17 protein-coding genes and 1 pseudogene are annotated in these 18,592 nt (G+C 63.1%); 6 read left to right on the top strand and 12 right to left on the bottom strand.

The genetic code is table 11. From position 1 onward, the window contains the following. From PQR42_RS27770 to kdsD, 11 genes are all read right to left on the bottom strand, one after another. Complete coding sequence (locus PQR42_RS27770) at positions 1–636, bottom strand: LON peptidase substrate-binding domain-containing protein (RefSeq protein WP_408213239.1); 636 nt, start codon at positions 634–636, stop codon at positions 1–3. Between the two features lie 39 nt (positions 637–675). Then, complete coding sequence (gene rapZ / locus PQR42_RS27775; protein ID WP_132376119.1) at positions 676–1,569, bottom strand: RNase adapter RapZ; 894 nt, start codon at positions 1,567–1,569, stop codon at positions 676–678. Positions 1,570–1,666: 97 nt separating this feature from the next. Beyond that, positions 1,667–2,635 (bottom strand): HPr(Ser) kinase/phosphatase, encoded by a 969-nt coding sequence (hprK, locus tag PQR42_RS27780; RefSeq protein WP_012431656.1) that lies wholly within the window; start codon positions 2,633–2,635, stop codon positions 1,667–1,669. Between the two features lie 127 nt (positions 2,636–2,762). Then, entirely contained in the window at positions 2,763–3,278 is a 516-nt protein-coding gene (locus PQR42_RS27785; RefSeq protein WP_074285509.1) for a PTS sugar transporter subunit IIA, read from the bottom strand. Between the two features lie 290 nt (positions 3,279–3,568). Next, positions 3,569–3,925 (bottom strand): ribosome hibernation-promoting factor, HPF/YfiA family, encoded by a 357-nt coding sequence (hpf, locus tag PQR42_RS27790; RefSeq protein ID WP_106282113.1) that lies wholly within the window; start codon positions 3,923–3,925, stop codon positions 3,569–3,571. A gap of 170 nt (positions 3,926–4,095) precedes the next feature. Beyond that, complete coding sequence (locus tag PQR42_RS27795; RefSeq protein ID WP_408389042.1) at positions 4,096–5,613, bottom strand: RNA polymerase factor sigma-54; 1,518 nt, start codon at positions 5,611–5,613, stop codon at positions 4,096–4,098. Between the two features lie 185 nt (positions 5,614–5,798). Then, a complete protein-coding gene (gene lptB, locus PQR42_RS27800) occupies positions 5,799–6,584 on the bottom strand; it encodes an LPS export ABC transporter ATP-binding protein (RefSeq protein WP_408213229.1) in 786 nt (261 codons plus the stop codon). Continuing rightward, positions 6,581–7,252: a lipopolysaccharide transport periplasmic protein LptA gene (lptA, locus tag PQR42_RS27805; RefSeq protein ID WP_408213226.1), complete on the bottom strand. Its 672-nt coding sequence runs from the start codon at positions 7,250–7,252 to the stop codon at positions 6,581–6,583. Before lptA ends, lptB begins: the two co-directional genes overlap by 4 nt. A gap of 20 nt (positions 7,253–7,272) precedes the next feature. Then, positions 7,273–7,881 carry an LPS export ABC transporter periplasmic protein LptC gene (lptC, locus tag PQR42_RS27810; protein ID WP_012431662.1) on the bottom strand — a complete coding sequence of 203 codons (609 nt, stop codon included), beginning with the start codon at positions 7,879–7,881 and terminating at the stop codon, positions 7,273–7,275. Then, positions 7,878–8,438, bottom strand: coding sequence for a KdsC family phosphatase (locus PQR42_RS27815; protein WP_132376114.1), 561 nt, complete (start codon positions 8,436–8,438; stop codon positions 7,878–7,880). Before PQR42_RS27815 ends, lptC begins: the two co-directional genes overlap by 4 nt. Continuing rightward, positions 8,438–9,421 carry an arabinose 5-phosphate isomerase KdsD gene (kdsD, locus tag PQR42_RS27820; protein ID WP_408213222.1) on the bottom strand — a complete coding sequence of 328 codons (984 nt, stop codon included), beginning with the start codon at positions 9,419–9,421 and terminating at the stop codon, positions 8,438–8,440. Before kdsD ends, PQR42_RS27815 begins: the two co-directional genes overlap by 1 nt. A gap of 161 nt (positions 9,422–9,582) precedes the next feature. Here kdsD and PQR42_RS27825 point away from each other — a divergent pair, with 161 nt between their 5' ends. From PQR42_RS27825 to purU, 5 genes are all read left to right on the top strand, one after another. Further along, on the top strand, positions 9,583–11,586 hold the full coding sequence (locus PQR42_RS27825) for a monovalent cation:proton antiporter family protein (RefSeq protein WP_408389041.1): 2,004 nt from the start codon (positions 9,583–9,585) through the stop codon (positions 11,584–11,586). An 85-nt stretch (positions 11,587–11,671) separates the two neighbouring features. Beyond that, positions 11,672–12,238, top strand: coding sequence for an adenine phosphoribosyltransferase (locus tag PQR42_RS27830; protein ID WP_168792510.1), 567 nt, complete (start codon positions 11,672–11,674; stop codon positions 12,236–12,238). A 55-nt stretch (positions 12,239–12,293) separates the two neighbouring features. Further along, positions 12,294–12,908, top strand: coding sequence for a LysE family translocator (locus tag PQR42_RS27835; protein ID WP_106282098.1), 615 nt, complete (start codon positions 12,294–12,296; stop codon positions 12,906–12,908). Positions 12,909–12,957: 49 nt separating this feature from the next. Then, entirely contained in the window at positions 12,958–13,806 is an 849-nt protein-coding gene (locus PQR42_RS27840; protein WP_408389039.1) for an NUDIX hydrolase, read from the top strand. A gap of 100 nt (positions 13,807–13,906) precedes the next feature. Continuing rightward, on the top strand, positions 13,907–14,776 hold the full coding sequence (gene purU, locus PQR42_RS27845) for a formyltetrahydrofolate deformylase (protein WP_091796790.1): 870 nt from the start codon (positions 13,907–13,909) through the stop codon (positions 14,774–14,776). A gap of 76 nt (positions 14,777–14,852) precedes the next feature. Here the strand turns inward: purU and PQR42_RS27850 are convergent, their stop codons facing one another. Continuing rightward, positions 14,853–16,079: a PepSY-associated TM helix domain-containing protein gene (locus PQR42_RS27850; RefSeq protein WP_408389037.1), complete on the bottom strand. Its 1,227-nt coding sequence runs from the start codon at positions 16,077–16,079 to the stop codon at positions 14,853–14,855. 373 nt (positions 16,080–16,452) lie between these two features. On the opposite strand from PQR42_RS27850, the pseudogene PQR42_RS27855 reads away from it, so the two are divergent. Beyond that, positions 16,453–18,574: pseudogene (locus PQR42_RS27855) on the top strand (TonB-dependent siderophore receptor). The last annotated feature ends 18 nt before the right edge of the window (positions 18,575–18,592 follow it).

Below are 18,592 nucleotides of genomic sequence, written 5' to 3' on the forward strand. Positions count from 1 at the left end.
TCACAGCAGTTGATGCTGCTGCATGTAGTGATGAACCACGTCGATCCGCGCGCCGGCGTCCTGCAACTCCATCAGTTTCTGGCGAGCACGTAGCGCAATCGGCAGCACTTCGGCAAGACGGTTCGACACCCATGACGGATCTTCGAGCCGGAACGGTTCCGCGAACGGCAGGCTTTCCGGATCGCGCTCGCGAATCGTCTCGATGATCCGTTCGAGCACTTCCGCGCATGCGCCGAACTTGGCCAACTGCTCGTTGCCTTCGAGCGGCATATCCTCGCCGAGTGGCTCCGCCATGCCGACCAGCAAACCGCTCGATTCGACGCGATGCGACAGCAGGCGAAAACGCCGCGTGCCGCGTGCGCGAATCAGCAGCATGCCGAAGGCTTCGACATCGCACTCGTCGATTTCAGCGAGACAGCCGATTGCTTCGGGCACCGAAGGCTCTTCTGCACGCGCCACTTCCGCGCCGCTTTTCAGCAGACACACGCCGAACGGCGTTTTTTCACGTAGACAGTCGCGCGCCATGTCGAGGTAGCGCGCTTCGAAAATCTTCAGCGGCAGCAGTCCATCGGGAAACAGCACCGTATGCAGCGGAAACAGCGGCACATCGGCAAGCACAGTAGAAGTAGAAGACATGGCGCAACGCTTCGAGTTGAGGCCGCGCGATGCGGCCGGTTAAGCCACTAACTTCGATGATTCGCCGGCTTCGACCGGCGCATCGCGGTGCCGCACAATGACATTCGCCGACGATGCGAGACGCGCGGCGAGCGTCTCCGCAATGAATACCGAGCGATGCTGGCCGCCCGTGCAACCGATCGCGACGGTCAGATAGCTGCGGTTGTCGTCGCGGAAATGCGGGAGCCACTTGGCGAGGAAGTTCTCGATGTCGTCGATCATTTCATGCACGACCGGCAGCGCATCGAGAAAATCGATCACCGGTTTGTCCAGGCCCGTGAGCGGCCGCAATTCATGATCGTAGTACGGGTTCGGCAAGGTGCGGACGTCGAACACGAAATCCGCGTCGAGCGGCACACCGCGCTTGAAACCGAACGACTCGAACATCAGCACGAGCCCGGAATCTTTCTGCTCGATGAAGCGTTTGACCCAGGCGCGCAGCACGTTCGCGCGCAGATTGCTGGTGTCGATCTGATGGCCGAATTCGGCCAGCCCGGCCACGAGTTCACGTTCGCGTTCGATCGCTTCGGCGAGCGAGGTGAGCAGGCCGACGTCGGCGTCGTGCGAGGTGGAACCGGACAGCGGATGGCGGCGGCGCGTTTCGGAGAAGCGTTGAATCAGCGACTGCGTGCTCGCATTCAGGAACAGCACGCGCACGTCGTGGGCGCGCGACAGGTCGCGGATCATGGCGGGCATTTCGTCGAGCGAGGCGCTCGAGCGCGCGTCGATCGCGACCGCGAGGCGGTCTTGCCCGTCCTCGGCGAGGTAGGAAGCCAGTTGCGGCAAGAAGCGCGGCGGCAAGTTGTCGACGCAGTAATAGCCTGCGTCTTCAAGCGCGTTCAGGGCAACTGATTTGCCGGAGCCGGATATACCGGTGATCAGGATTATGCGCATGGAGTCGTCAAAACCGTACAGTTCATCATAGCATCTGGTCCCCGTGCGTGTACCCGCGGCCTGCCGTCGGCTGCGGGCACGGCATGGTCTTGCGGACTCAGATCAGTTTGCCGGGAAACTGGCTGTCGGGATCTTGCATCGCCAGGCGCTGGCGATCCATGAAGTCGCGCAGCGTGTCGATGCCGCGCAGTTGCAGGATCGTGTTGCGCACGGCGGCTTCGACCAGCACGGCGAGATTTCGGCCGGCAGCCACCTGAATCGTGACCTTGCTAATCGGCAGGCCGAGCACGTCGACGGTCTGGCTTTCCAGCGGCAGTCGCTGGAACTCGCCATCAGGACGGCGGACCAGTTGCACGATCAGCTTGAGCTTCATTTTCCGGCGTACCGCGGTTTCACCGAAAATCGTCTTGATATCGAGCAGGCCGAGGCCGCGCACTTCCAGCAGGTTTTGCAGCAGCGGCGGACAACGTCCTTCGACGAAGTCAGGACCGAGGCGCACGAAATCCACCGCGTCGTCGGCCACGAGGCCGTGGCCGCGGCTGATCAGTTCCAGCCCGAGTTCGCTCTTGCCGAGGCCCGAGTCGCCGGTGAGCAGCACGCCCATGCCGAGGATGTCGAGAAACACGCCGTGCAGCGTGGCGCGCGGCGCGAGAATGCGCGACATGTAGAGACGCAGGCTGTCGATCACCGCGGCGGCGGACATCGGCGTGGTGAATAGCGGTGTGGACGAGCGCGTGCAGCGCAGGACCAGTTCCGGCGGCGCGGCGACGCCGCCCGCCACCACCAGAAACGGCGGTTCCAACGCGATCAGCTCGGCCATGTGGCGCGAGCGGTCTTCGTCGGTTTGGCGTTTGTAGTAGTCGATTTCGGCGTCGCCGAGCACCTGGATCCGGTTCGGGTGGATCAGGTTCAAGTGGCCGACGAGGTCGGCGCTCGACGTGGCATTGGCGACCGATTCCGAAGAAAAGCCGCGCTCCCAGCCTTCATGCCCCGTCAGCCAGCTGAGCTTCAGCATGGCGGCGTTATCGTCGAAAATGCTTTGGGCGTTGATGCTGGACGTATCCATGAGTCAGTGACTCCAGTGTGGGCCGCTTGCCGGACAAAGCAACGGCCGCGCTAGCGCGAGCCGCTTACCTTGCCAGACGGTATCCGCACGCGGGCGGATCACCGGCGTGCGGATAACCGCCGATACATCAAGGTTGCCACTGAGTGAGCAGGCGATGCAATGATTCGCGGTCTTCTTCCGTGTGCAGGCGCTCGCGTGCTTCGCGATCGGACAGCAACTGGGCGATTTCCGAAAGGATTTCGAGGTGCTGTTGAGTGGCCTGTTCGGGCACGAGCAGGAAGATGAGCAGCGAGACCGGCTGACCGTCGGGCGATTCGAAGGGGATGGGTTCGGCAAGACGGACGAATGCGGCGAGCGGCTGCTTCAAGCCTTTGATCCGGCCATGCGGAATCGCCACGCCTTCACCAAGGCCAGTCGATCCGAGGCGCTCGCGCGCGAACAGATTGTCAGTGACCGTGCTACGGGCGATGCCGTTCTGGTTCTCGAAGATCAGGCCCGCTTGCTCGAACACGCGTTTCTTGCTGGTGACCGATAGTCCGACGACGACGTTCTCGAGGGGAAGAAATTTGGCTAAACGATTCATGTTGACAGGCGAAAACGTGGCCTGGGTTCTCCTCGCTGGGGCGTTTGAGTGGTGTTCCATTCGTTTGATGCTCGCGGCGACGTGCGTTGGAGTCCGAAAGCGCTGGACTCCGGCCGACCGACTTCCGCTTGAGCTTACCTGACCCCGATGGTAACCGGAACATTATAGAACAGGGTAGCCACGGATGGTGCGGCGCGCCATCAATGCGTATTGAGTTCGTTTAAAGCCGCCGGAACATGCTGCGCCGCCGCGCGAGAAGCGGTGTCCGGAAACAAAAAACCGCCCGGTTCCGGGCGGTTTCGCTGGTAAGAGAAAACGAAGATCTAACGAAGAAAACCCTCTAATTTCCCCTATTGCGGCGGCACATCTAGTTGCGGCGCCGGTTGATACTTGATCGCCTCATGCGCATGGCCTTGCAGGCGGTCCTTATGGCGGATGACTTGCCGGTCAAGCTTGTCGATCATCAGATCGATCGCAGCGTACAGGTCGCTGTCACAGCTCTCGACAAAGATGTCCTTGCCCTTGAGATGCAGGTTGATTTCAACCTTTTGACGCTTTTCCTTTTCCTTGTGGTTGTCGACCGAGAGGACCACACTGCCGTCGATTACCTGATCGAAATGTCTTAGCACCCTATCCAGTTTGGTGATCACGTATTCGCGCAACGCAGGCGTTACTTCGAGGTGGTGTCCACTGATCTGCAGATTCATAGTGCTTCTCCAAGCTAATGGCCGCTTGGTCCGCACGATGACGAAGGTCCGGTCGATCTGTCGGCTTGCCTGAGTCGCCCCCCGGTGACTGACTTCTGGCAGGTCGCATCGGCCGGCCTGTCCGCCAACTGCGGAGCGGCCGGTAAATGCCCGCCACGGAAGGCGACGGGCTACAGAGACTTGCGCAGGTTGACTGCCGGGATCTTGAGCGCTTCACGGTACTTCGCAACGGTACGCCGTGCGACCACGAAGCCCTGTTCCGCCAGCAGTTCGGCTATGCGACTGTCTGAAAGAGGAGATTTCGGGTTTTCCGCTCCTATCAGTTGCTTGATGAGCGCGCGGATCGCCGTTGAAGACGCCGCGCCGCCCGTGTCAGTCGAAACGTGTGATCCGAAGAAGTACTTAAATTCAAGCGTCCCGAATGGGGTCAGCATGTATTTACCGGTTGTCACACGCGAGACAGTTGACTCGTGTAGGCCCAGCGTATCAGCAATTTCCCGCAAAACCAAGGGGCGCATGGCAATTTCGCCGTGCACAAAAAAGCTCTTTTGACGCTCGACAATAGCCTGCGCCACGCGGAGGATGGTCTCGAAACGTTGCTGGATATTTTTGATCAGCCAGCGCGCTTCCTGCAGTTGCTGGCGCAACGAACCACTGCCCGGATCGCCCCGGTTATTACGCAGAATATTCGCGTATAGATGGTTAATACGCAGCTTCGGCACGACTTCCGGGTTCAGCTCGGCCTGCCAGCCCTGTGCCGTTTTGCGCACCATGATGTCCGGCACGACGTAGTCCGCTTCGGCCTTGCCGTAGGCGGCGCCGGGAAACGGCTCGAGCGAGCGGATCAGCACATGCGCATCGCGCAGGTCGTCGTCGTTGGCCTTCAGATGCTTGCGCAGACGCGTGAAATCGCGCGCCGCAAGCAGTTCCAGATGGTGTGCGACGATGTCCAGCGCGAGTGTGCGCGTCGGTGAGGCATCAAGCCGCAGCAATTGCAGCTTGAGACATTCCGACGCGGAGCGTGCGCCGACTCCGGCCGGGTCGAAGCTATGCAGCAGCGCAAGCGCGGCGTTCATTTCGTCGAGGTCGACTTCGAGCTCTTCGGGCAGATCGGCCAGCACTTCTTCGAGCGTGGCGGCCAGGTAGCCGTCGTCGTCGAGCGATTCGATCAGGAAGGTGATCAGCGCCCGGTCGCGCTGACCCGCCTGGGTGACGCGCAATTGCGCCATCAGGTGGTCGCGCAGCGAGGTGCTCGATTCATGGATTTGCAGCGGCGGCAGATCGTCGTCGTCCGAGGCGTTGCCCGAGCGGCCGTAATCGTCGAGATTCCATTGCGCCGCGTCGCCGTTACCGTCGCCGGCCAGCCCGTTGTATTCGTCCACGCCCTGCGGCTCGCCGTTTTCGGCGCGCTCGCTGCTGCTGCTCGACGAGGACGACGTATTGCCGCCCATCTGGTCGGGCGGCGCGGAAGAGTTGGGCGCCTGGGCGATCAGCGAGCCGTCGGCCGCCACGCGCAACGGGCTCGCGATCCAGTCGTCCTCGTTTTCGAGGAGCGGATTCTGCGAGATCGCCATTGCGACTTCCTGCTGCAATTCGAGCGTAGACAACTGAAGCAGCCGGATGGACTGCTGCAGTTGCGGCGTCAGCGCAAGATGCTGCGATAGGCGGAGTTGGAGGCTGGCTTTCATGGCAAGTTGAGATTCATTGTAGAGAGTTTGCCACGACCGCGATACCTTGCGACATTCGCAATTACGCGTGCGCCTGTTTTAGGCGGCGATGGGCGCGAGACGGCCCAGGTCAAAAAACCGGGTGTGCGGTTGCCGCATAGGGGCCGGCGGGTGCGCGCTCGCACTGCCGGTAATCCCTCATGCACTTACATGCGGAAGTGCTCGCCCAGATAGACGCGCCGCACGCTTTCGTTTTCGATGATGTCGCTCGGTGCGCCGGCGGCCAGCACGCTGCCGTCGCTGATGATGTAGGCGTGATCGCAGATGCCGAGCGTTTCGCGCACGTTGTGGTCGGTGATCAGCACGCCGATATTGCGCTGCTTCAGAAATTTAACGATCTTCTGAATTTCCAGCACGGCGATCGGGTCGACGCCGGCGAACGGTTCGTCGAGCAGAATAAAGCTTGGATTGGTGGCCAGCGCCCGGGCGATCTCAACCCGGCGGCGCTCGCCGCCCGACAGCGACAGCGCCGGATTCTCACGCAAGTGCGCAATCTGCAACTCGTCGAGCAAGGCTTCCGTGCGGTTCGTGATGGTGTCCTTGCTGAGCCGCTTGCCGTTGTCTTCGTGCTGCAATTCCAGCACCGCACGAATGTTTTCTTCGACGCTGAGCTTGCGGAATACCGAAGCTTCCTGCGGCAGATACGACAAACCCAGCGAAGCGCGCTTGTGGATCGGCAGCAGGCTGATCGACTTGCCGTCCAGGTCGATTTCACCCGCGTCGAGCGGCACGAGGCCGACGATCATATAGAACGAGGTGGTCTTGCCCGCGCCGTTGGGGCCGAGCAGACCGACCACTTCGCCGCTTTTCACGTCGAGCGACACGTCTTTGACGACCGTGCGCGAACCGTAACGCTTCTTCAGGTTGCGCACCGCCAGCGAACTGCTGGTGCCGGCCGGCTTGCGATTGGGGAGGGACGCTGAGGTGCTCACTGGTTCGGCGCTCCGGGAATCGTCGTGGACGGCGCGAGCGTGGCCGACGCGCCGTTCAGCGGCGCGGCGCCGCCGTTGCGCGGCGCCAGCATGGCGCGCACGCGGCCAGTCGGGTTGCCCGGGCCGGCGACGTCCTTGCCTGCCTTCGCGGTGTAGAAGTCGTTCTGGCCGTCATACGTAATGACGCTGCCGTGCACCTGGTCCATCACCGCGGAGAGGCCTTGCAGGCGCTTCACGGTGGCGTTGGTGGTGAGTGTGGTCAGATCCTGCTTGCCGTCGTAGTCGATCCGGATGGCCGTGCCTTCAATGTATTCGTCGAGGCCTTCGCGCTTCTGGCGGAAATACGACAGATTGCCGCCGCTCGAGGTGCCGGTGGCGTACTGATAGCCCTGCGGGTCTTGCGTCACTTCGACACGGTCGGCCTTGATCACGATCGTGCCTTTGGTGGCGACCACATGGCCGGTAAAGATGTTGACCTGCTTGAGGTCGTCGTAAGTCATGTTGTCCGCTTCGATGTTCAGCGGCTTGTCCTTGTCGGCACGATCCGCGTGCGCGAGCGGCGCGAAGCCGGCGAGCGGCAACGCGACGATCAGCGCAGCGAGTCCGGCGCGGCACGCGGACAGGGTGCGCGCGCGGCCGGTATCAAAACGGGGGAACGATTCGTTCATGCAGTCACGCCTGGAATGGATTACCCGGGTTGCTTGGGCGAGCTGCCGCCTGCTTCGGACGGGGCAATGTTGCCTTTCACGTTGCCGAACAGCTGCATCACCCGGGTGACGTTGTTGTAGTTCATGCCGCTGGCAGTCATCACCGACATGCCGCGCTGAAGTTTAACCGGCTTTTCGGTCTCGATCACATCGTCGTTGACCAGCACCCTAAAATGCTGCGAATCCGCTTGCATCTGCGGATCTCCGTAGCCTGGCGCCCGCACGATGCGCGCGTTGTCGTACAGATCGACGATGGATGCGTCGCCGTTCACCTTGCCGGTGTCGCCGGTGGCGGTGACGATCGGCTTGCCCGGCTGGAACGCGCGCATGGCCGGCTTGACCAGGTCGCTCAACTCGTCGTCTTCGTAATGGATCAGCGACTGGGCGGTCAGCCGGTATTGCGTGGAGCCCGACTGATCGAGTTCGGACACCGAGAAGTTGTCGGCGAAGTAATCCGGCGTGTGTTCCTTGGGACGCACCACGCCTTCGTTCTGCCGGGGCAGGGTGGCTTGCAGCAGCCACCACGTGATACCGGCGAGCGCGGCCATCGCGACCAGCGGAATCAGTGAAGTCAGGCGAAACTGATTCATCCGACGAGGCCCCGCTGTTCGCCGCTACAGGCGGCCGCGAGCAGCGCCTCGTACTTGTGCTGCGCGCGCAGCAGGGTGTCGCAGACTTCGCGCGCCGCGCCGTGGCCGCCGCGCGCCTCGCTGACCCAGTGGGCCCGCGCGATCACTTCAGGATGCGAATTGGCCGGCGCCGCCGCGAAGCCGACCTTCAGCATCACGCCGAGATCGACCCAGTCGTCGCCCATGTAGCCGCATTCTTCGGCCGTCATGCCGGTTTGCTGCAGCAGGTCCGCGAACGCCTGGGGTTTGTCCTGCACGCCCTGATAGACGTGCGTGATGTTCATTTCCTTCGCCCGCGCCGCCACGATGCCCGACTTGCGCCCGGTGATGATCGCTGTTTCGATGCCGGCCTGGCGCAGCAGCTTCATGCCGTGGCCGTCCATCGAGTTGAAGCCCTTCATCGTGTCGCCTTCCGCCGTGAACAGCAGACCGCCGTCGGTCAGCACGCCGTCGACGTCGAAAATCATCAGCTTGACGCGGCTTGCGCGTTCGGTCGCGGTGGGAGGAGCGATGGCCATCAGATCACCTTCTTCGAGAACAGGTCGTGCATGTTGAGTGCGCCGATCAGCTTGCCTGCTTCGTCGACGACCAGCATCTGATTGATGCGGTAGCGCTCCATCAGTTCCACGGCTTCGACCGCGAGTTGATCCGGACCGATGGTGCGCGGGCCGGCGGTCATGACCGAGGCGATCGACAGTTCGCGGAAATCGCCATCGCGTTCGAGCACGCGGCGCAAGTCGCCGTCGGTGAAGATGCCGGTCACGCGCTCGTCCTGATCGACGATCGCGGTCATGCCCATGCGCTTGGCGGTCAACTGGAACAGCGCGTCGCGCACGGTGGCGTCGGGCGTGACCTTCGGCACTTGATCGCCGGTGCGCATCACGTCGCGTACATAAGTGAGCAGGCGCCGGCCGAGCGCGCCACCCGGATGCGAGCGGGCGAAGTCGTCGCGGCCGAAGCCACGCGCGTCGAGCACCGCGACCGCGAGCGCGTCGCCGAGCGCGAGCGCGGCGGTGGTGCTGGCGGTGGGCGCAAGATTCATCGGGCAGGCTTCTTTCGACACGCCGGAATTCAGGTGCACGTCGGCCAGTTGTGCGAGACTCGATGACGGACGGCCCGTCATGGCGATCAGCTTCGCGCCGAGCCGCTTGATGAGCGGCAGGATCGCCACGAGTTCTTCGGTTTCACCGGAATTCGACAGCGCGAGGAACACGTCGTCGGCGGTGACCATGCCGAGGTCGCCATGACTGGCTTCCGCGGGATGCACGAAGAACGCCGGCGTGCCGGTGCTGGCGAGCGTGGCCGCGAGCTTGCGGGCCACATGGCCGGATTTGCCGATGCCGGAAACGACCACGCGCCCACGGCAACCCAGGATGAAGTCGACCGCCCCGACGAAACCATCGTCGAGTTGATCGCGAAGCGCGCGCACGGCGTCCGCTTCGATGTCGAGCACGTCGCGAGCGAGCGCGAGTGCCCGGTCGCCATTGATTTTCGCTATCATTCGCGAAGTATAGCAAAGGCGCTTGTTCGCCGCGCCGGGCCTGCTGTGCCAAGCCGCTGCCTCTATCGCTGCCTTTACCGGCCCCTCAACCTTGTCGCACGGCGTTTCGCGTGCGCGGTTCCGCTGACGAACGAGGACGCTTTGCCGATGCGTTTTTGCCGATGATTTCCCCCCTCGAAATGACGCTGTTCCTGCTGCTGGCATCGGTAGCGGGTGTGGTGGTCTTTCGCTTTCTGAATCTTCCGCCGATGCTCGGCTATCTGACGGTGGGCATCGTCGTTGGTCCGCATGCGTTCGGTCTGATTCCCGACTCGGCGGGCGCGCAGAACCTCGCCGAGTTCGGCGTGGTGTTCCTGATGTTTTCGATCGGCCTGGAGTTTTCGCTCGCCAAGCTGCGCTCAATGCGCCGTCTCGTGTTCGGCCTCGGTCTGTTGCAGGTGATCGGCACGATCGCGGTGGCGGTCACGCTCGGCTTCGTGCTGGAGCGCTGGGTGCACATCAGGTGGCAAGCGAGTGTGGCGCTGGGCGGTGCGCTCGCCATGTCGTCGACGGCGATCGTCAGCAAGATGCTGGCGGAGCGGCTCGAGATCGAGACGGAGCATGGCCGCAATATCTTCGGCGTGCTGCTGTTCCAGGATCTGGCGGTGGTGCCGCTGCTCATCATCATCGCTGCGCTGGGCGGCAACTCCGAAGATCTCGTCAGCTCGCTCGGCGTGGCGGCCATCAAGATCGTCGTGGCGCTGTCGCTGCTATTGATCGTGGGTCAGCGCTTCATGACGCGCTGGTTCAACGTGGTGGCTCGGCGCCGCTCGCAGGAACTGTTCATTCTCAATCTGTTGCTGGTGACGCTGGGTTGCGCGTTCATCACGGACAAATTCGGGTTGTCGCTCGCGCTCGGCGCGTTCATCGCCGGCATGTTGATCGCCGAGACGCCTTATCGGCATCAGGTTGAAGAGGACATCAAGCCGTTTCGCGACGTGCTGCTCGGGCTCTTCTTCATCACCACCGGCATGTTGCTCAATCCGCGGGTGATCTGGGAGCATCCGCTGATCGTGCTCGGCTTTCTGGTCGGGCCGATTCTGCTGAAGGCGATCATGGTGACCGGTCTTTCGCGCCTGTTCGGCGCGTCGCCGGGCGTCGCGATGCGCACCGGTATCGGCCTCGCGCAAGCGGGCGAGTTCGGCTTCGTGCTGCTGAACCTGATTCTCGACAAACATCTCGTCGACGCCACCATGCTGCAGGCGATTCTCGCGGCCATGCTGCTGTCGATGCTCGCTGCGCCGTTCATGATCCAGAACGCGGACCGGATCGTGCTGCGGCTGTCGTCGACTGAATGGATGATGCAGTCGTTGCAGATGACGCGCATCGCCACGCAGAGCCTGAAACAAAGCGGCCACGTGATCATTTGCGGCTATGGCCGGGCCGGGCAGAATCTGGCGCGCATGCTGGAGCATGAAGGTTTGTCGTATGTCGCGCTCGACCTCGATCCCGACCGTGTCGCGGCGGCCGCGGCGGCGGGCGAGTCGGTGGTGTTCGGCGATGCCGGGCGGCGCGAGTCGCTGCTTGCCGCCGGTATCCATCGCGCGGCCACGATTGCGATCACTTATGCGAATACGCCGTCGGCATTGCGCGTGTTGCACAACATTCACGAGCTGGAACCTACGCTGCCGGTCATCGTTCGTACCGTCGACGACTCCGATCTGGAAAAGCTGCTGGCAGCGGGCGCGACCGAGGTGATTCCGGAAATCGTCGAAGGCAGTCTGATGCTTGCCTCGCACACGCTCGTGGTGATGGGCGTGCCGATGCGGCGCGTGGTGCGCCGGGTCGAGGAAATGCGCGATGAACGCTACGCGCTGCTGCGCGGCTATTTCCACGGCGCCGACGACGTGGATGACGACGACGGCCACGAACAGGTGCGGCTACAATCGGTGCCGGTCGACGAAAACGCGGACGCGGTGGGCCGTACCCTCGCGGAACTCGGTCTGTTCGATGTGGGCGTCGAAGTGACGGCGATTCGCCGGCACGGCATTCGCGGCGTCGAGCCGGATCCGTCCACCAAGCTGCGCGCGAGCGACATCGTGGTGCTGCGCGGTCTGCCCGAACAGTTGGCGGAGGCTGAGGAGCGGCTCTCGAAGCACCGGCGCGCGGGCGCCGCCGCGGCCTGACGCCTGCGCCCGGCCAGGCGCGCGCCTTGCGCGCTGCGCTGGTTTAGTTTTTCATCGGACCTGTCGAGGTCCATCCGGAGACATCATGTCCAACGCGCTCGCGAGCGCGCCGCTCGATGCGGCCGATTACATCAAAAGCCACATTCGCACGGTGCCGGATTGGCCGCAGCCGGGCGTGCAGTTTCGCGATATCACGCCGCTCCTGCAGGAGCCGAAGTCATTGCGCGTGCTGATCGATCTGTTCGTGCAGCGTTATATCGACGCCAAGCTCGACTACATTGCCGGCCTGGACGCGCGCGGTTTCATCATCGGGCCGATTCTCGCGTATGAGCTGAACCTCGGCTTCATTCCGATCCGCAAGGCGGGCAAGCTGCCCTACAAGCGGGTCGCGCAATCGTATGAGCTCGAGTATGGCACCGCGACCGTCGAGATTCACGAGGACGCCTGCAAGCCGGGCGACCGCGTCGTGATCATCGACGATCTGATCGCGACTGGCGGCACGATGATGGCCGGCAAGATTCTGCTCGAGCGTCTCGGCGCGGTCGTGGTGGAAGGCGCGGCGATCATCGATCTGCCCGAACTCGGCGGCTCGAAGCTGCTGCGCGAGGGTGGCCTGGCGCTCTATACGGTGACGGGATTCGACGGTCACTGATCACTTGCAGCCAAGCCGCTGTGAACTTCTTTCTGGTCACAAGAAGGTAAGAACGATGCCCAACTTCCTGCTGTTTCTCGCCACCTCGATCGCCATCACCATGGCGCCTGGCCCGGACAATCTGCAAGTGCTCGCGCGCGGTATCTCGCAGGGCCGCGCGGCGGGGCTTGTCGCGGCGCTCGGCTTTGCAGCGGGCATCACGTTTCACACGACCTTGGCCGCGCTCGGTGTGGCCGCGTTGCTGCGCTCGTCGCCGGTGGCCTTTGAAGTGATCAAACTTGCCGGTGCCGCGTATCTGATCTGGATCGGCATCAAGGCGCTGCGCAGCCAGGGTCTCGCGACCGCGCACGAACGCGCGCCGCAGCCGTTGATGGCGGTGTTTCGCCAGAGCGTGCTCGGCAATCTGCTGAACCCGAAGGTGACGTTGTTCTTCGTCGTGTTCCTGCCGCAGTTCGTGCAGCCGCACGGCACGCAAAGCGTCACGCTGCAGATGCTCGAACTCGGCGTGCTGTTCATGCTGCAGACGGTGGTGGTGTTTTCGCTGTTCGGCGTCTGCGCGGGGATGATCGGCGGTTGGTTGAAACGCCGGCCGCGCGTGGGTGTATGGCTCGATCGCCTGGCTGGTGCTACGTTCATCGCAATCGGGATTCGTGTCGCGTTACGTGATTGATTGGATTCGATTGGGGCAGCGACCGCCGACAGTTAGTTTGGAGCTTTAAATGACTTTGCCATGCATCACCGCCGCGCGCCGCTTCGACGTGCAGGCGCATGTGCCGTTCTGGATCGACGCCGAACAGGTCGGCTGGATCCGCGTGAGCGATGTGCCGCTGCTCGCGCGCTGGCCCGATGTGTTCGACATCGACAGCGCCCGTGTGACGCTGGCGGCCCCGTTCAACACCGTGGATTTGCGCAGCGCCGCGCTCGGTTCCGTGATCGGCGCGCTGGCCGCCGAAGACCGCATTCCGGGCTGGCGCAACGAGACCTACGCGATCCGCAATGCGTTCGATGCGCCGCCGCTCGCGTATATCGAACGCGCGGCGTCGCGCTTCTTCGGCACGATGACCTACGCGGTGCATCTGAACGGCGTCGTAGAATACGCGGATCGCGCGCCGCAATTGTGGATCGCGCGCCGCAGCGACACCAAGGCGACCGACCCGGGCATGCTCGACAATGTCGTCGCAGGCGGCATCGGCTGGGGTTTCGGCATCGAGGCGACGCTCATCAAGGAGTGCTGGGAAGAAGCCGGCATTCCCGAGGAGATCGCCGCCCACGCCGTAGCGGGCCGCACCGCGCATGTGCTGCAATCGTTGCCGGAAGGCACGCAGGCCGAACAGATTTTCATCTACGACCTCGCGCTGCCGGCCGATTTCGCGCCGCGCAATCAGGACGGCGAAGTGGGTGAACACCGGCTCGCGCGCATCGACGAAGCGGCGCGCTGGATCGAGGAGGGCGTCATGACCGTCGATGCGAGCCTGGCCACGCTGGATTGCCTGCTGCGCCGCCGCTGGATCGATGAAGACGCGTGTGCGGGCATCGAGGCCTTGTTCGTGCCGCCGGTATTCGCCTGAGCGCCGTACCGGTGCGCGTGCAACGACCATGCCGAAACACGCTGCACCGAACCAGACACACCGAACAAACCACGCATTGAAGAAGGGAGTCACCCAGGTCATGTCGACCGATCACAGCTTTATCCTCAAACTGTCGTGCGCCGACCGGCCCGGCATCGTTCACGCCGTGTCGGGCTTTCTGTTCGAGCGTGGCAGCAATATTCTCGACTCCGCGCAGTTCGGCGACAGCCGCACCGGCGAGTTCTTCATGCGCGTGCATTTCCAGCAGGTAGGCGGCGATCCGGGTCTGGAAGCGCTGCGCACGTCGTTCGCGACGCTCGCCGAGCAGTTCGGCATGCGTTGGGAGTTGCACGATGCGTCGGTGAAGCCGCGCGTGGTGATCATGGTGTCGAAGATCGGCCATTGCCTGAACGATCTGCTGTTCCGCTACCGCACCGGCCAGTTGGGCATCGAGATTCCGGCGATCATCTCGAACCACAAGGAGTTCTACCAGCTCGCCGCCAGCTACGACATTCCGTTCCATCATTTCCCGCTGCTGGGCGCCACGCCCGACGCGAAGGCCGCGCAAGAAGCGCGCGTGCTGGAAGTGATCGACGAACATCAAGCCGACCTGGTGGTGCTCGCGCGCTACATGCAGATTCTGTCGCCGAAGCTGTGCGAAGCGCTGGCGGGCCGCGCGATCAACATTCACCACTCGTTCCTGCCGAGCTTCAAGGGCGCGAAGCCGTATTACCAGGCGTTCGACCGGGGCGTGAAGCTGATCGGCGCGACCGCCCATTACGTGACGACGGATCTCGACGAAGGTCCGATCATCGAGCAGGAAGTGGAGCGTGTCGACCACAGCATGACGCCGGAGCAGCTCACGGCGATCGGCCGCGACGTCGAATGCGTGACGCTGGCGCGTGCGGTGAAGTGGCACGTGGAGCATCGCGTCGTGTTGAACGGCAGCAAGACGGTGGTGTTTCGCTAAGAGCCGTTGCTAGCAGGCTTGCAGTAGAAGGCGGTGCCCGGATGATTCCGGCGCCGCCTTTTTTGTTTATTTATGTCTATGAGCGCGCCGCGGACTGGCCCGCGTCACGCGCGACATTGGCGTTTTGCGCCGAACGGCGGCGCGCGTTCAGCTTCTTCAGCCAGATCAGCAGCCCCGTCGCGCTCAGCACCGCGACCGCGATGCCGACTGCGCTGATCAGAATCCGTCCGCCGAGACCGAGGATGCGGCCCGAATGCAGCGGGAATTGCACCTGCACGAAGATGTCGCCCGCCGTGCCCTTGCCGGGAATCTGCGCGCCGAGCTGCTTGCCGGTGGCCGCGTCCCAATACATCCACGGATTGCCGAGGCCGAAATCGCCGTGATCGTTGCCGGTCGCGTAGAAACCGACGCCGTAGGCATGCAGGAATTCCGCGTAGTAGATACCGCCAGGCGCGACGCTGAGGTTGCGTGCCTTGCCGGCCTGCTCGGCCAGTTGCACGATGCGTTCACGGCTCAACACCGTATCGCCCGGTTGCGGGGCGCGCAGGATTTCAGGATTGTTGATCGGGTCCGGCGTGAGCTTGGAGAACAGCGACACGATCGGGCGCACCACCGGCGCTGACAGATTCATCGACACCGACGTCAGCGCGGCGATCATCAGCAAGCCCCAGATCCATACGCCACCTGAGCGGTGCAAATCGAATGTGAGCGCATAGCCGCCACGCCCGAGGCGGAACGCGAACGACTTGCGCCAAGCCTTGAAACTCGGAAACGACAGCCACAGCGCGATCACGCTGTCGAACAGCCAGATGATGCCGACGATCCCCATCAACCATGTGCCGATGTCGACACCGCCCGTGAACGGCAGTTGCAGCGTGTAGTGGAGCTTGTAGATGAAGGGGATCAGATTGAGCCGCGCGAGCGAGACGACGCCCCATTCGCGGCGTCCCTGGATCTCGCCGGTGGCGGGGTCGACGGCGATCTGATTGAAATCGAGCGGGTAGGGCTTCTGCGTGGCGGGGTTGGTCCGCGGCAGCACCATCATTTGCAGCGTATGGCCGGGCTCGGCCGCCAGCGGCAGATACGTCACCTGGAGACGCGGATCGGCGGCTTCCACGCGGCGCGCGAGTTCCAGGCCGGACAACGCCGGGCCGGCGGTGCGAGCGTTGAAGAAGGATGGGTTCAACGCCGCGTCGAGCTCATGGTCCCACGCGATAATCGCGCCCGTCAGGCCGGCGACGAACAGAAACAGCGCCGTGGCGACACCGAACCAACGGTGCAGACGGACGAGCTGGCGCCTCATGGGCGGGCCATCGCGACGGAGCAGGACTTCGAATGGGGTGTCACGACAGAGGCTTAGCGTAAATGGGAATTGTTCGCATCTTAAGGAATCATGCCACGCGCCGCAAGTTTGTCGTAAGTGTGGCGTGGAACCGCAATAGCCGCATGTCTGCGCGCGCTCCCGAGAGCCCTAGCCAGCAAGGTTTACAGCCGGGCTAAGCGCGGCTCATGCGACAAAATGTCGCATCTCAAAGCTTACAATTCGCATAAATCTTCGGCATCATCGCGGCCGTGTTAAATGGGAATCATTCTCATTTGGCGGGGCAAATCAGAAACTGCGGAATCAGACGATGAACGTAAGAAACGGGGTAGCAGAGCCGAAGAAAAAACCGGCGATGCGGCCGCTGCATTTGGCGGTGTGTCTGGCGTTGGCAACGAGTCACGCGGCGTGGGCACAGCAGGCGTCGGCCACGGCAGCGTCAACGGATAACAGCGAAAAAGCGCTGCCGGCCGTCAAGGTCACGGCGGCGCAAGACACCGAGCAGCATCTGAAGGAAGACGTCAGCAGCGGCGCGCTCGGCACACGCTCGCAACTCGACACGCCGTTCTCGACCACCGTGGTCACGAGCGAAGAGCTGCAGGATCGCCAGCCGTCCAAACTCGGCGACGTGTTCGCCACCGACGCCTCCGTCTCCGACAACGGCAACGCCTACAACGCATGGGCCACCTATCTGACGGTGCGCGGTATGCAGCTCGACTGGCAGTCGGGTTTCAAGATCGACGGCATGCCGTTTAACAGCTACGGCATCACGATGCCGTACGAGCAACTCGAGAAAGTGGAATTGCTCAAGGGGCTGACCGGTTTCATGTACGGCTTCGGCGCGCCGGGCGGCGTGGTCAACTACGTGACGAAAAAGCCGCCGGTCTCGACGACGCCCGTGCGCAGCGTCGACATCGGCTACTACACCGACGGCGTGTGGGCCGAGCATGCGGATCTCGGCGGCCGGGTCGGTCCGAACGGCATGTTCGGCTATCGCCTGAACGCCACGCACGAAGAAGGCAAGACCTATAACGACGGCAACGTGCGACGCGACTCGGTGTCGGTCGCGCTCGATGCGCGCATCACCCGCGACCTCAAGGCTACGTTCGCCGCGCTGTATCAGGAGCGCCATTCGAGCGGCATCACCGGCGCGATCTCGACGGCGGAATATCCGGGCACGGTGTTGCCGCCTACGATGAGCGGCGGCACCGGCAACCTCTCCGGTCCCGACCAGCATCTGAACACGAACCTCCAGCTCTACACTGCGGGCGTGCAGTACAACCTCGGCCCGGACTGGACGCTGAACGCGACCTACAGCTACAGCAAAAGCTCGCGCGATCGCAACGAGAGCACCTACTACCTGCAGAACAGCGCCGGCGATTACACCGACAGCCGCTTTGCCGGTAAGGAAGGGCATCAGTTGAGTTTGTGGCAGGTGTCGGCGGAAGGCAGTGTGAAGACGGGGCCGTTGCAGCACCAGTTCGTGATCGGCGCGGCGTATCAGCGTCAAACGAACGACTACGGCGCGAACAGTTTCTTCGGCCAGATCGGTACCGGCAACCTACCAGCCGAACACCAACACGTTCTACAGCGCATCGAACTACTACACCTACCGCGACAGCGATATCACGCAAAAAGCGTTGTTCGCGAACGATACGATCCAGTTGACGCAGCGCTGGTCGGTACTCGGCGGCGTGCGTTACACGAACTACGAGCAGCACGGCTACTCGACCACCGGCGCGACCACGTCGACCTATAGCCAGAACGGCGTCGTGACGCCGACGGTGGCGCTGATGTTCAAGCTCGCCCCAACCACGACGCTGTACGCGAGCTACGTCGAGTCGCTCGAAGCGGGCACCGTAGTGGGCGACACCTACGCGAACCGCGGCGAACTGCTCAAGCCGTTGCGCAGCAAGCAGTACGAAGTCGGGATCAAGAGCGAGCATGAGCGCTGGAGCGCGACGGCCGCGTTGTTCCGGATCGAGCGAGGCTCGGCCTACGCGAATAGCGCGAACGTCTACACGCAGGACGGCGAGTCGATTTTCCAGGGCGTGGAGTTCGGCGGCGACGTTCGTCTGGGCGCGAGCTGGAACGTCGGCGGCGACCTCATGTGGATCAACACGAAGTACGAGAAGGGCGCGGCCAATAACGGCAACCGCGTGGCCGGAGCGCCGCAGTTCGTCGTGGCGGGCCATGCGACGTACTCGGTGCCGTATGTGCCGGGGCTGCGCATCGGCGCCGACGCGAAGTTCACGGGCAATACGGGAGTGCGCCCATCCGGCAATCTGGATGCGCCGGGCTACATGCTGGTCAATCTCGGCGTGAGCTATGCGACGCGCATAGTCGGCTACGATGTGACGTTCCGCGCGGCGATCGACAACCTGCTCAACCGCCGCTACTGGGAGTATCAGTACGCGGACTATGTGACGCCGGGCGACCCGCGCACGTTGTCACTGAACGCACGCATCGACTTCTAAGCATGAAAAAAGCGGCAC

Source organism: Paraburkholderia sediminicola (genome assembly GCF_046027355.1).
Lineage (GTDB): Bacteria > Pseudomonadota > Gammaproteobacteria > Burkholderiales > Burkholderiaceae > Paraburkholderia > Paraburkholderia sediminicola_B.

Bases quoted from the DNA above. Each gene is read 5' to 3' on its own strand.
- PQR42_RS27770 (WP_408213239.1), bottom strand. From the start codon at position 636: ATGTCTTCTACTTCTACTGTGCTTGCCGATGTGCCGCTGTTTCCGCTG.
- rapZ (WP_132376119.1), bottom strand. From the start codon at position 1,569: ATGCGCATAATCCTGATCACCGGTATATCCGGCTCCGGCAAATCAGTT.
- hprK (WP_012431656.1), bottom strand. From the start codon at position 2,635: ATGGATACGTCCAGCATCAACGCCCAAAGCATTTTCGACGATAACGCC.
- PQR42_RS27785 (WP_074285509.1), bottom strand. From the start codon at position 3,278: ATGGAACACCACTCAAACGCCCCAGCGAGGAGAACCCAGGCCACGTTT.
- hpf (WP_106282113.1), bottom strand. From the start codon at position 3,925: ATGAATCTGCAGATCAGTGGACACCACCTCGAAGTAACGCCTGCGTTG.
- PQR42_RS27795 (WP_408389042.1), bottom strand. From the start codon at position 5,613: ATGAAAGCCAGCCTCCAACTCCGCCTATCGCAGCATCTTGCGCTGACG.
- lptA (WP_408213226.1), bottom strand. From the start codon at position 7,252: ATGAACGAATCGTTCCCCCGTTTTGATACCGGCCGCGCGCGCACCCTG.
- lptC (WP_012431662.1), bottom strand. From the start codon at position 7,881: ATGAATCAGTTTCGCCTGACTTCACTGATTCCGCTGGTCGCGATGGCC.
- PQR42_RS27815 (WP_132376114.1), bottom strand. From the start codon at position 8,438: ATGGCCATCGCTCCTCCCACCGCGACCGAACGCGCAAGCCGCGTCAAG.
- kdsD (WP_408213222.1), bottom strand. From the start codon at position 9,421: ATGATAGCGAAAATCAATGGCGACCGGGCACTCGCGCTCGCTCGCGAC.
- PQR42_RS27825 (WP_408389041.1), top strand. From the start codon at position 9,583: ATGATTTCCCCCCTCGAAATGACGCTGTTCCTGCTGCTGGCATCGGTA.
- PQR42_RS27830 (WP_168792510.1), top strand. From the start codon at position 11,672: ATGTCCAACGCGCTCGCGAGCGCGCCGCTCGATGCGGCCGATTACATC.
- PQR42_RS27835 (WP_106282098.1), top strand. From the start codon at position 12,294: ATGCCCAACTTCCTGCTGTTTCTCGCCACCTCGATCGCCATCACCATG.
- PQR42_RS27840 (WP_408389039.1), top strand. From the start codon at position 12,958: ATGACTTTGCCATGCATCACCGCCGCGCGCCGCTTCGACGTGCAGGCG.
- purU (WP_091796790.1), top strand. From the start codon at position 13,907: ATGTCGACCGATCACAGCTTTATCCTCAAACTGTCGTGCGCCGACCGG.
- PQR42_RS27850 (WP_408389037.1), bottom strand. From the start codon at position 16,079: ATGAGGCGCCAGCTCGTCCGTCTGCACCGTTGGTTCGGTGTCGCCACG.